Consider the following 11,838-nt stretch of genomic DNA (forward strand, 5'->3'; position numbering starts at 1 on the left):
GGTGTCAGGCCCCCTTCACGGCGGCGGACGAGGGGGTGCGGCGGCGGGTGCTGCGCAGCGGCGGGCGGGCGCCCAGCCGCTTCGGGTCCAGGCCGGACCACGGGTGGCCTTCGTAGAAGAACTTCCGGCGGGCCAGCAGCGTGATCAGCGGCTTGGTGAACAGGAAGATGACGACGACGTCGAGCGCCGTGGTCAGGCCCAGCGTGAAGGCGAAGCCCTGGACCTTGCCGACCGAGACCAGGTAGAGCACGGCGGCACAGAGGAAGGAGACGAAGTCCGAGACCAGGATGGTGCGCCGGGCGCGCGGCCAGGCCCGCTGGACGGCCGGGCGCAGCGGAGCGCCCTCGCGGACCTCGTCGCGGATGCGCTCGAAGTACACGATGAAGGAGTCGGCGGTGATGCCGATCGCGACGATGGCGCCGCAGACCGCCGGCAGGTTCAGCGCGAAGCCGATGCCGGAGCCGAGCAGGCTCATGATCGAGTAGGTCAGCACCGCGGAGACGATCAGACCGGCGATCGAGATCAGGCCCAGACCGCGGTAGTAGATCAGCGAGTAGGCGACCACCAGGACCATGCCGATCAGACCGGCGACCAGGCCGGCCTTCAGCTGGTCGCCACCGAGCTGCGGGGAGACGGTGGTGACGTCGCTGGTGGTGAACTCCAGCGGCAGGGCGCCGAAGCTCAGCACGTTCGCGAGGTTCTGCGCCTCGGACTGCTTGAAGCTGCCGGAGATCACGGCCGAGCCGCCGGGGATCGCGCCGCGCACGTACGGGTGGGAGACGACCTGGCCGTCCAGCACGATGGCGAACTGGTTGGCCGGCTCGGGCTGGCTGGCCAGCTGGCCGGTGACGGCGGTGAAGGCGTCGGTGCCCTTGCCGTTGAACTGCAGCTGGACCTGCCAGCCGCCGCCCTGCTGGGTGTCGATGGTGGCCTGCGCCTTGGAGACGTCCGAGCCGAAGACGGCGACCGGGCCGAGCGCGAGCTTGTAGAAGGCGCCGTTCTCCTCCTTCTGGGTGCAGGCGACGGTCGGCGCGCCCTCGGCGCTCTGGTAGTTCTTGCTCCGCTGGTCGGGCTTGGAGCAGTCCAGCGCGGCGAACTGGGCGGCCAGCTCCGGCGGGACGGTGCCCTGGGTCATCGCCGCGGAGAGGTCCTGCGGGGCCGGGGCGGCGGGGTCGGTCGCGGCGGCGCTCGGGCTGCCGGTGGCGGCCGCGGCGCTCGGGGTGCCGGTGGCGGCGGCTCCGGTGGCGGCGGGCGTGGTCGGGTTGTCGGCCGCGAGGGCCTCACCGGCCGGACGGCCCTGCTTGGTGGCGCTCGCGCTCGGGGTGCCGGTCGCGGCGGCGGCGCTCGGCGTGCCGGTGGCGCTCGGGGTGGCGGCGGCGCTCGGGGTGCCGCTCGCGTCCGCCGACGGGGTCTGGGTCGGGGCCGGGACCTGGAGGCCGCTGGGCGCGAGGGCGAGGACCGGGCGGAAGTACAGCTTCGCGGTGGTGCCGACCTGGTCGGCCGCGCTCTGCTTGTCACCGCCCTTGGGGATGTTCACGATGATGTTGCGGTCGCCCTGGGTCTGGACCTCGGCCTCGGAGACGCCCATACCGTTGACGCGCTGCTCGATGATCCCGGTGGCGATGTCCATGTTGGACTTGTTGATCGCCTTGGGGTCGGTCGACTTCGCGCTCAGCGTGATGCTGGTTCCGCCGGCGAGGTCGATCCCGAGGCGGGGCTTGGTGGTGCCCGTCCCGAACATGAGGGCGACCAGTCCGACGGTGACGACCAGGATGAGGGCCAGCGCCCGCCCTGGGTAACCGTCGCGCGGGCGCGACTTGGGTGTTGCCACCTTGCTCGTTTCTCCCTGTCCATGCCACTTCCCCCCACCGACCCCCGCCCGGCACGCGGCTGGGCGGGGAGTGGCGGAACTGCGGCCCTGAGTCCTGTGGGCTCGCGGCGGAACGCCGCGCGGCCGGGCGGGTGCCCGACCGTACTACTTGCTCGCGGGAGCCCCGCCCTCGGCCTCGGCCTTCGCGTCACCGCCGGTGGCGTCGTCCTTGCTGAACGACAGCGGCTTCGCGTCGGCCGACCCGGCCTCCACCTCGGCGTCCTCGTCCGAGGCGTCGACCCCCTCGTCCTCGTCCGGACGACCGTTGATGATCGCGTCGTACTCGGCGGCCTCCAGGACCGCGGCGATCGCGCTCTTGGTGAAGTGGGTGACCACGCCCGGCGCGATCTCCAGCTCGACGGTCTCGTCGTTGACCGCCTTCACCTTCGCGTACAGGCCGCCGATGGTCCGCACGCCCGCCCCCGGCTCCAGCGACGTCTGCATCTGCTGCATCTGCTGCTGGCGCTTCTTCTGCGACCGGAACATGAGCACGATCGCGAGGATCGGGAGGAGAAGGATGATGAGGTTCACTGCAGCCAGGGTCCTTTACGGGCCGCCGGCCGGCGGCCTGTGTGGTAATGGGTCGTCCCGTCGGGTGAGAGGGGCGGTCCGGCGGAGTCTAGGCGACCCCGAACTGATCGGACAACGCCAAGCATCGCATCCTGCCGCCGAAAGTGGCGACCCTCCGCCTGCACAGTTTCCCCGGACTTCCGCCCCGGCTTCGGCAGGCGCCCCGCACGACGGGCGCGCATGATCCGCACACGCTCCGCCGTCACCCGTTCGGCTCAGCGCGACGGCGCCTCGTCAGCCCTGGTCGGCGGCACCGTCCCGGTCCGCGGCGAAGAGCCCGGGCTGTGCGGGCGCCGCACCGCGTCCGGGCTGCGCCGGAGGGGTGAGTCCCAGGTGCGCCCAGGCCGCGGCGGTGGCGATCCGCCCGCGCGGGGTGCGGGCCAGCAGGCCCTCGCGGACCAGGAACGGCTCGGCGACCTCCTCGACCGTCTCGGCCTCCTCCCCCACCGCGACCGCCAGGGTCGACAGCCCGACCGGGCCGCCGCCGAACAGCCGCAGCAGCGCGTCCAGCACCGCCCGGTCCAACCGGTCCAGACCACGGGCGTCCACCTCGTAGACGTCCAGCGCCTGGCCGGCGATCCCGGCGGTGATCACGCCGTCGTGGCGCACCTGCGCGTAGTCGCGCACCCGGCGCAGCAGCCGGTTGGCGATCCGCGGCGTGCCCCGGGAGCGGCCGGCGATCTCGGCGGCGCCGGCCGGGTCTATCTCCACGTCCAGCAGCGCGGCCGAGCGGTGCACCACCCGCTGCAGCTCGGCGGGCGCGTAGAACTCCATGTGCCCGGTGAAGCCGAACCGGTCGCGCAGCGGCGGCGGCAGCAGACCGGCCCGGGTGGTCGCGCCGACCAGGGTGAACGGCGGCAGCTCCAGCGGGATGGCGGTCGCCCCGGGCCCCTTGCCGACGATCACGTCGACCCGGAAGTCCTCCATCGCCATGTAGAGCATCTCCTCGGCGGGCCGGGACATCCGGTGGATCTCGTCGAGGAACAGCACCTCGCCCTCGCTGAGCGAGGAGAGGATCGCCGCGAGGTCGCCCGCGTGCTGGATCGCCGGGCCGGAGGTGATCCGGATCGGGGCGCCCAGCTCGGCCGCGATGATCATCGACAGGGTGGTCTTGCCGAGCCCGGGCGGCCCGCTGAGCAGCACATGGTCGGGGGCGGAGCCGCGCTGGCGGGCCGCCTGGAGCACCAGCGACAGCTGCTCGCGCACCCGCTCCTGGCCGATGAACTCGTCCAGCAGCCGCGGGCGCAGCGCCGCCTCGACGGCCTGGTCCTCACCGTCGGCGGCGGCGGTCACCAGCCGGTCGGCGGGCTCGGAGTCGTACGGGCTCATCGGAGGCGGCTCCCACATCGGTGTCGGCAGTGTCGTCGGTGTCGGCGGTGTCGACAAAAGGACAGGTCGTCAGATGGCTTCAGCGAGAGCGGTTGAGTCCGCGCAGCGCGAGGCGCAGCAGCGCGCCGACGTCCGGCACCGGCTGCGCCTCGGCCTCCGGGGTGACGGCGGCGACCGCGTCGTCCGCCTCGCGCGGCGCGTAGCCGAGGCCGACCAGCGCCGAGTGCAGCTGCTCGCTCCAGGGCGCCGGCCCGGTGGCGACCGGCTTCTGCGCCGGGACCGCGCCGTGCGGGGCGCCCAGCTTGTCCTTGTACTCCAGCAGCAGCTTGGCGGCCTTGGCCTTGCCGATGCCGGGCACCGCGACCAGCGCCTTCTCGTCGCCGTTCGCCACCGCCACGCGCAGCGCGTCGGGGCTGTGCACCCCGAGGATGGCCTGCGCCAGCTTGGGACCGACGCCGGGCGCCGCCTGGAGGATCTCGAAGATCGCCCGCTCGTCGTCGTCCGCGAAGCCGAACAGGGTCAGCGAGTCCTCCCGGACCACCAGCGAGGTCGCCAGCCGGGCCGGCTCGCCGAGCCGCAGCGCGGCCAGCGTGTTCGGCGTGCACTGCACGGCCATGCCGACCCCGCCGACCTCGACCACCGCGATGCCGCCGGACAGCGCGGCCACGGGTCCTTGCACGAAGGCGATCATCGGGTGGTTCCTTTCAGGCCCTGCGGGGAGGTGGTACGGGCCGCCCGGATCGCGGCCTCCAGGCGGTTGGCGGCGCCGCCGCGCCAGATGTGGCAGATGGCCAGCGCCAGCGCGTCGGCGGCGTCGGCCGGCTTCGGCGGCGCGTCGAGCCGCAGCAGCCGCTGCACCATGGCGGTGACCTGCGCCTTGTCGGCCCGGCCCGAGCCGGTGACGGCGGCCTTGACCTCGCTCGGGGTGTGCAGGGTGACCGGTATGCCGCGCCGGGTCGCGCAGAGCATCGCCACCGCGCTGGCCTGCGCCGTGCCCATCACGGTGCGGACGTTGTGCTGGGCGAAGACCCGCTCGACGGCCACCAGGTCCGGCCGGTGCTCGTCCAGCCAGGCCTCCAGGCCCTGCTCGACCAGCAGCAGCCGCTGCCCGATCTCCGCCTCGGCGGGGGTGCGCACCACCCCGACCCCGGCCATCCGCAACGGCCGGCCCGGCGCGCCCTCGACCACGCCGACCCCGCACCTGGTCAGCCCCGGGTCGACACCCAGCACCCGCACCACGGCATTCCCGCCCCTTCTGGATTCGAGCATCGACCTGCGAAGGCTACCCCCCGCCACCGACAGTGCCCCGAACGACACCGGCCCGGCGGTCCTGGGGACCGCCGGGCCGGGAGGGGGCACGATCACTCGGCGTCGAGCTGCGCACCGACCTCGTCGCTGATGTCGAAGTTGGCGAAGACGTTCTGCACGTCGTCGCTGTCCTCCAGGGCGTCGATCAGCTTGAAGATCTTGCGGGCGCCGTCGACGTCCAGCTCGACCTGCATGCTCGGGACGAAGTTGGCGTCGGCCGAGTCGTAGTCGACGCCGCCGTCGACCAGCGCGGTGCGCACGGCGACCATGTCGCCCGGCTCGGAGACGATCTCGAACGCCTCGCCCAGGTCGTTGACCTCCTCGGCGCCGTGGTCGAGGACGATGTCCAGGAGCTTCTCCTCGTCCACGCCGTCCGCCTTCGGGACGACGACGACACCCCGCCGGTTGAACAGGTAGGAGACCGAGCCCGGGTCGGCCATCGAGCCGCCGTTGCGGGTCATCGCCACGCGCACGTCGGAGGCGGCGCGGTTGCGGTTGTCGGTGAGGCACTCGATGAGCACCGCGACGCCGTTCGGGCCGTAGCCCTCGTACATGATCGTCTGGTAGTCGGCGCCGCCGGCCTCCAGACCGCCACCGCGCTTGATCGCACGGTTGATGTTGTCGATCGGGACCGAGCTCTTCTTGGCCTTCTGCACGGCGTCGTACAGGGTCGGGTTGCCGTTCAGATCCGGACCGCCGGTGCGCGCCGCCACCTCGATGTTCTTGATCATCTTGGCGAAGAGCTTGCCGCGCTTGGCGTCGATCACGGCCTTCTTGTGCTTGGTGGTAGCCCACTTAGAGTGGCCGGACATCGCCAGCTCCTTTACGTCGCCAAAGGGAAATGAACAGATGAGATCTTACCGGTGCGGCCGCGTCCCGACCGCACACGGTCATGCACGCGCGGTCACGCGGCGGCGAGGTGCTCCTCGACCATGCGCACGAAGTAGGCGTGCACACGGTGGTCGCCGGTGAGCTCCGGGTGGAACGAGGTGGCCAGCAGATTGCCCTGGCGGACCGCCACGATCCGGCTCTCCGGGCCGTCGGCGGCCGGCAGCTCGGCCAGCACCCGGACGCCCGCGCCGACCGACTCCACCCAGGGGGCGCGGATGAACACGCCGTGCACCGGGGCGTCGTCCAGGCCCTGGAAGGCGATGCCGGACTCGAAGGACTCGTTCTGGCGCCCGAAGGCGTTGCGGCGCACCGTCATGTCGATGCCGCCCACGGTCTCCTGGTCCTCGCGCCCGTCCAGGATCTTGTCCGCCAGCATGATCATGCCGGCGCAGGTCCCGTACACCGGCATGCCGGCGGCCACCCGCTCGCGCAGCGGGTCCATCACGCCGAACAGCAGCGCCAGCTTGGACATCGTGGTGGACTCCCCGCCGGGGATCACCAGCGCGTCGACCTCGGCCAGCTCCTCCGCGCGGCGGACCGGGCGGGCCAGCGCGTCGGCCTCGGCCAGCGCGATCAGGTGCTCGCGGACGTCACCCTGCAGGGCGAGGACGCCGATGACTGGAGTGGACACTTCTCGTACCTCTTGACTCTCGAACGGACGACGCACGGCGGCCCGCCGCGCCGATGATCTCACCGCGCGGCGGGCCGTCCACAGCGCATTACCAGCCGCGGTTGGCGTACCGCTCGCTCTCCGGCAGGGTGTCGCAGTTGATGCCGACCATGGCCTCGCCGAGGTTGCGGGAGGCGTCGGCGATGATCTTCGGGTCGTCGAAGAAGGTGGTGGCCTTGACGATCGCGGCGGCGCGCTTGGCCGGGTCGCCCGACTTGAAGATGCCCGAGCCGACGAAGACGCCCTCGGCACCCAGCTGGCGCATCAGCGCGGCGTCGGCCGGGGTGGCCACGCCACCGGCGGAGAACAGCACGACCGGCAGCTTGCCGAGCTCGGCGACCTCCTTGACCAGCTCGTACGGGGCGCGCAGCTCCTTGGCGGCGGCGAACAGCTCGTTGTGGTCCAGCGCGCGCAGGTGGCCGATCTCGTTCTTGATCTGGCGCAGGTGGCGGACCGCCTCGACGACGTTGCCGGTGCCGGCCTCGCCCTTGGAACGGATCATGGCCGCGCCCTCGGCGATGCGGCGCAGCGCCTCGCCCAGGTTGGTGGCACCGCAGACGAAGGGGGTGGTGAAGGCCCACTTGTCGGAGTGGTTGACCTCGTCGGCCGGGGTCAGCACCTCGGACTCGTCGATGTAGTCGACACCGAGCGACTGCAGGACCTGGGCCTCGACGAAGTGGCCGATGCGGGACTTGGCCATGACCGGGATCGAGACCGCGCCGATGATCTCCTCGATCATGTTCGGGTCCGACATGCGCGCCACGCCGCCGTCCTTGCGGATGTCGGCGGGCACCCGCTCCAGGGCCATGACGGCCACAGCGCCGGCGTCCTCGGCGATCTTGGCCTGCTCGGCGTTGACCACGTCCATGATCACACCGCCCTTGAGCTGCTCGGCCATGCCGCGCTTCACCCGGGCGGTACCGATCTGCGGCTGGTCTGCGGTGGTGGGGGTGGTGGACACGTGAGACCTCACTCGAAGATGAACCAGTGCTATCGCCCTATGGTAGGCGGAAGGCAGGGGCACTCCATGCGCCACCAAGGCCAGCCGGTCCGGCGGGATACGACAAAGAGGCCGTATCCGGACCCACCCGTCACGACAGGTGAGACCCGTACCACGGACCGGCCCCGCTACGCGGGCGCGCCCTCCGGCGTGAGCGCCACCGGCGGCGCGTCGTCCATCTCGAAGGCCATCGGGAACGGCGCCTTGCCCGCCAGCCGGAAGTAGCGCACCAGCCGGTGCTCGCGCACCGCCCGCGCCGCCCGCACCGCGTCGTTGTGGAACCGCCGCGCCATCGGCACCCGCCGCACCGCCGCCGTCAGGTCCCGCACCGCGTCCTCGCCGCCCGGCTCCGCCACCAGCGCCGCCACCTGCTCCGGCTCCGCGAACACCGCCCGCAGCGCCAGGCTCAACTGGCTCTCCGCCACCTCGCGCTGCTCGTCCTCCGCCTGCCGCGCCGCGTGCGCCGCGTCCAGCAGCAGCAGCGACGCCGCCGGGTCCAGCAGCGAGGACGTCGCCAGCTCCATCGCCACCGACGCCCGCCGGACCAGCTGCGCGTCCAGCGCCGCACGGGCGGCGTCGATCCGGGCGTGCAGCCGGTCCAGCCTTCCGGCCGTCCAACTGAGGTACATGCCGAACAGCACCACGGCCACGCCGGCCCAGATCCAGGTAGTCACGGGGCGCTACGCTACCGGGTGCCCCCGGATCACCCCTCGATCGCCGTGCTCCGGTAGGCCTCGCGGTCGATGTCACGCACGTCCACCGCCAGGTTCAGCCGCTCCCCCGGTGCCGGCTTCACCCGCTCCGCCAGCAGCGCCAGGACCCCCTCGGTGAGCGCCGACTTCGCCTCCGGGCTGCGCCCCGGGAAGATCTGGAACTGCACGAACAGCTGCGCCTCGGGGCGCTCGCTCTGCCCGACCACGACCTCCGGATCGGTCGCCCGGAAGATCGTCTTGCAGCCCTCCGGCCTGGCGGCGATGGTCTCCACCGCCAGCCGGTTGATCGCCAGGCCCAGCTCACGGCGGTCGAAGGAGCCGGCCAGGCTCGGGGAGTAGTCGACGGAGATCTGCGGCATCGGGCCCTCCAGGGACAACAGGAGCTACGGACAGGGAAACCGCGTCCGACCTTAGCCGCGCCCGCCGCCCGCTCAGTCCCGGGCCAGCCCGAACCGGCCACGGCGGCCGCTGCGCTCGTCCTCCACCACCGCGGCCTCCCCCGCCGTCACCGTCTCGTACACGGCCAGGATGTCCGCGCCCACCGTCGACCAGTCGAACCGCCGCACGTGCCGGGACGCCGCCTTGCGCAGCTCCTCCAGCCGCGCCGGGTCCCCCAGCAGCCGCAGCGCCGTCCGCGACAGCGCGTCCGCGTCCTCCACCGGGAACAGCTCGCCCGCGTCCCCGCCGTCCAGCACCTGCTTGAACGCGTCCAGGTCGCTCGCCAGCACCGGCGCCCCCGCCGACATCGCCTCGACCAGGATGATCCCGAAGCTCTCGCCGCCGGTGTTCGGCGCCACGTACAGGTCCACGCTGCGCAGCAGCCGGGCCTTGTCCCGGTCGCTCACCATGCCGAGGAACTCCACCTGGGCCCGGACCTCCGGCGCCAGCCCGGCGACCGCCTCCTCCTCGTCGCCCTTGCCCGCCACCAGCAGCCGCACCCCCGGCCGCTCGGCGAGGATCCGCGGCAGCGCCGCCAGCAGCGTCGGCAGCCCCTTGCGCGGCTCGTTGATCCGGCCGATGAAGCCGATCGTCCCCGGCCGCCCCTCGGCCGCGCCGCCGGTCCAGCGCTCGTCCGGCTCCGCCCCCGCGAAGAACCCGACGTCCACGCCGTTGGGGATCACCACCGCGTCCCCGCCCAGGTGCTCCACCAGGGTGCGCCGCGCGTACTCGCTCACCGCGATCCGCGCCCGCATCTTCTCCAGCCCCGGCTGCAGGATCGGCGAGGCCGCGATCATCGCCCGCGAGCGCGGGTTGGAGGTGTGGAAGGTGCCCACCATCGGCCCCGAGGCCGACCAGGCCGCCAGCATCGACAGGCTCGGCGAGGCCGGCTCGTGCACGTGCAGGATGTCGAACCGCCCGTCATGCAGCCACCGCCGCACCCGGGCCGCCGACAGGATCCCGAAGCTCAGCCGCGCCACCGAGCCGTTGTACGGCACCGCCACGGCCCGCCCCGCCGACACCACGTACGGCGGCAGCGCCTCGTCGTCCTCGGCCGGCGCCAGCACCGACACCTCGTGGCCCAGGCCGATCAGGTGCTCGGCGAGGTCCCGGATGTGGAACTGCACGCCGCCGGGGACGTCCCAGTCGTACGGGCAGACGATGCCGATCTTCACGGGTCTCCTCGAAATCCTGCGGGCGATGCGGTGCGGTGCCGTCCGGCGCGGACGGCGGTCCGAGGGCGGTCCGACCGGGGGCCTCAGGCCCCCGACGCCTCGGCCGCCGGCTCCCCGGCCGCCTCCGCCGGCGGACGGGCGGCGGGCTCCCGGACGGCCTGCCGCACAGCGCCCCCGGCCCGGGCGGCCTCCGCCTCCACCGTCTCACGGACCGGGAGGTCGGCCAGCCAGAAGCGCTGCAGCATGTGCCAGTCCTCCGGGTGCTCCCGGACCGCCGACTCCCACACCGCGGCCATCGCCTGCGTCATCGCCCGGGTCTTCTCCGCCCGGTCGCCCTCCGCCGGCACCACGACCTCCGGGTGCACCCGCCCCCGCATGGTCCGCCCCTCGTACCAGAGCGACACCGGCAGCAGCGCCGCCCCGGTCCGCTGGCACAGCGCCGCCGGACCGGCCGGCATCCGCGTCGCCTCGCCGAAGAACGACACCTCGATGCCCGCCTCCGAGAGGTCCCGGTCGCCCACCAGGCAGACCAGCCGGCCCGCCCGCAGCCGCCGCGCCAGCGTGCCGACCACGCTCACCGAGCCGCCGGTCAGCGCCAGCACCTCCATGCCCAGGCCCTCCCGGAACGCCACGAACCGGTCGAACAGCCGCTCCGGCTTCAACCGCTCCGCCACCGTCGTGAACGGGTACCCCCGGGACGCCACCCAGGCGCCCGCCAGGTCCCAGTTGGCCATGTGCGGCAGCGCGGCCACCACGCCCCGCCCGGCGTCCAGCGCCTCCTGCACGTGCTCGAAGCCGTCCACCCGGACATCCCGCAGCACCCGCCCGCGGCCCCACACCGGCAGCCGGAACGACTCCTGCCAGTACCGCATGTACGAGCGCATCCCCGCCCGCGACAGCTCCCGCAGCCGGGCCTCGTCCGCCTCCGGGCACACCCGCAGCAGGTTCGCCTCCAACTGCAGCACCCGCTTGCCGCGCCGCCGCCACGCCGAATCCGCCAGCCGGTCGAACAGCGACCGCGCCGCCGGCTCGGGCAGGTGCTTGAGCGCCCCCCAGCCCGCCGCGTACGCCGTGTACACCAGTCGGTCCACCACTCGGTCCTTCACCGCGGGACCGCCCCCTCTCAGCTCCCGGCCGCCATGCGGTCCGCCTCGAACGCCTCACGGCGCACCGTCAGCATCCGCTGGAACACCGTCACCAGACTGCCGACCGCCACCAGCCACAGCGCCACCGGCAGCAGCCACTCCACGTACGGCACCCCGAACGTCTGCAGACCCGCCACACCGGCCGCCACCAGGCTGATCACCAGCCGCTCGGCCCGCTCCACCAGCCCCGACACGTCGCACGGCAGCCCCTGGCTCTCCGCGCGCGCCTTGGTGTACGACACCACCAGCCCGCTCGCCAGGCAGAACACCGCCACCGCGCACAGCAGGTCGTTGTCGCCCTTGCCCGCGTACCACATGGCGATACCGCCGAAGACCGCCGCGTCCGCGACCCGGTCCAGCGTCGAGTCCAGGAACGCCCCCCACTTCGTGGACCGCCCCAGCTGCCGCGCCATGTTCCCGTCCACCAGGTCCGAGAAGATGAACAGCGTGATCGTGATGGTGCCCCAGAAGAACTCCCCGCGCGGGAAGAACACCAGCGCACCCGCCACCGAACCGGCCGTACCGACCAGCGTCACGGTGTCCGGGCTCACCCCCAGACGGATGAGGAACGCGGCGAACGGGGTCAGAACACGTGTGAAGAAGGCACGCGCGTATTTGTTGAGCATGGCCTTCCCGACCGCTCCGATCTCCCTGGTACCCGCCTGCGGCCAGAGTGCGCGGCAGACGACCCGATGGATCAGCCCATCCGGCCCACCCATCGTAGCCACG

Annotated in this window: 13 protein-coding genes; all 13 read right to left on the reverse strand. The window is 72.9% G+C overall.

Features of this window, described 5'->3' with window-relative positions; genetic code table 11:
• Positions 1-4: 4 nt before the first annotated feature.
• Complete coding sequence (gene secD, locus ABTX81_RS15775; RefSeq protein ID WP_502892784.1) at positions 5-1,831, reverse strand: protein translocase subunit SecD; 1,827 nt, start codon at positions 1,829-1,831, stop codon at positions 5-7.
• 144 nt (positions 1,832-1,975) lie between these two features.
• Positions 1,976-2,401: a preprotein translocase subunit YajC gene (gene yajC / locus ABTX81_RS15780; protein ID WP_350545111.1), complete on the reverse strand. Its 426-nt coding sequence runs from the start codon at positions 2,399-2,401 to the stop codon at positions 1,976-1,978.
• 273 nt (positions 2,402-2,674) lie between these two features.
• On the reverse strand, positions 2,675-3,769 hold the full coding sequence (gene ruvB, locus ABTX81_RS15785; RefSeq protein WP_350545113.1) for a Holliday junction branch migration DNA helicase RuvB: 1,095 nt from the start codon (positions 3,767-3,769) through the stop codon (positions 2,675-2,677).
• Positions 3,770-3,848: 79 nt separating this feature from the next.
• Positions 3,849-4,460: a Holliday junction branch migration protein RuvA gene (gene ruvA / locus ABTX81_RS15790; RefSeq protein ID WP_350545116.1), complete on the reverse strand. Its 612-nt coding sequence runs from the start codon at positions 4,458-4,460 to the stop codon at positions 3,849-3,851.
• Positions 4,457-5,005: a crossover junction endodeoxyribonuclease RuvC gene (gene ruvC, locus ABTX81_RS15795; RefSeq protein ID WP_350545586.1), complete on the reverse strand. Its 549-nt coding sequence runs from the start codon at positions 5,003-5,005 to the stop codon at positions 4,457-4,459. The genes ruvA and ruvC overlap by 4 nt, the downstream gene beginning before the upstream one ends.
• A 125-nt stretch (positions 5,006-5,130) precedes the next feature.
• Complete coding sequence (locus ABTX81_RS15800; protein ID WP_350545118.1) at positions 5,131-5,889, reverse strand: YebC/PmpR family DNA-binding transcriptional regulator; 759 nt, start codon at positions 5,887-5,889, stop codon at positions 5,131-5,133.
• Between the two features lie 92 nt (positions 5,890-5,981).
• Complete coding sequence (gene pdxT / locus ABTX81_RS15805; RefSeq protein WP_350545121.1) at positions 5,982-6,599, reverse strand: pyridoxal 5'-phosphate synthase glutaminase subunit PdxT; 618 nt, start codon at positions 6,597-6,599, stop codon at positions 5,982-5,984.
• Between the two features lie 88 nt (positions 6,600-6,687).
• Complete coding sequence (gene pdxS / locus ABTX81_RS15810) at positions 6,688-7,599, reverse strand: pyridoxal 5'-phosphate synthase lyase subunit PdxS (protein WP_350545123.1); 912 nt, start codon at positions 7,597-7,599, stop codon at positions 6,688-6,690.
• A 167-nt stretch (positions 7,600-7,766) separates the two neighbouring features.
• Positions 7,767-8,267 (reverse strand): hypothetical protein, encoded by a 501-nt coding sequence (locus ABTX81_RS15815; protein ID WP_350545589.1) that lies wholly within the window; start codon positions 8,265-8,267, stop codon positions 7,767-7,769.
• Positions 8,268-8,341: 74 nt separating this feature from the next.
• The gene (locus ABTX81_RS15820) at positions 8,342-8,710 is read right to left on the reverse strand and encodes a 5-carboxymethyl-2-hydroxymuconate Delta-isomerase (RefSeq protein ID WP_350545126.1); all 369 of its coding nucleotides are present in this window, start codon (positions 8,708-8,710) and stop codon (positions 8,342-8,344) included.
• Positions 8,711-8,782: 72 nt separating this feature from the next.
• Positions 8,783-9,964: a glycosyltransferase family 4 protein gene (locus ABTX81_RS15825; protein WP_350545129.1), complete on the reverse strand. Its 1,182-nt coding sequence runs from the start codon at positions 9,962-9,964 to the stop codon at positions 8,783-8,785.
• A gap of 83 nt (positions 9,965-10,047) precedes the next feature.
• A complete protein-coding gene (locus ABTX81_RS15830) occupies positions 10,048-11,091 on the reverse strand; it encodes a phosphatidylinositol mannoside acyltransferase (protein ID WP_502892787.1) in 1,044 nt (347 codons plus the stop codon).
• Positions 11,088-11,735: a phosphatidylinositol phosphate synthase gene (pgsA, locus tag ABTX81_RS15835; RefSeq protein ID WP_350545135.1), complete on the reverse strand. Its 648-nt coding sequence runs from the start codon at positions 11,733-11,735 to the stop codon at positions 11,088-11,090. Before pgsA ends, ABTX81_RS15830 begins: the two co-directional genes overlap by 4 nt.
• Between the last annotated feature and the right edge of the window lie 103 nt (positions 11,736-11,838).

The organism is Kitasatospora sp. NPDC097605, assembly GCF_040302725.1.
GTDB lineage: Bacteria > Actinomycetota > Actinomycetes > Streptomycetales > Streptomycetaceae > Kitasatospora.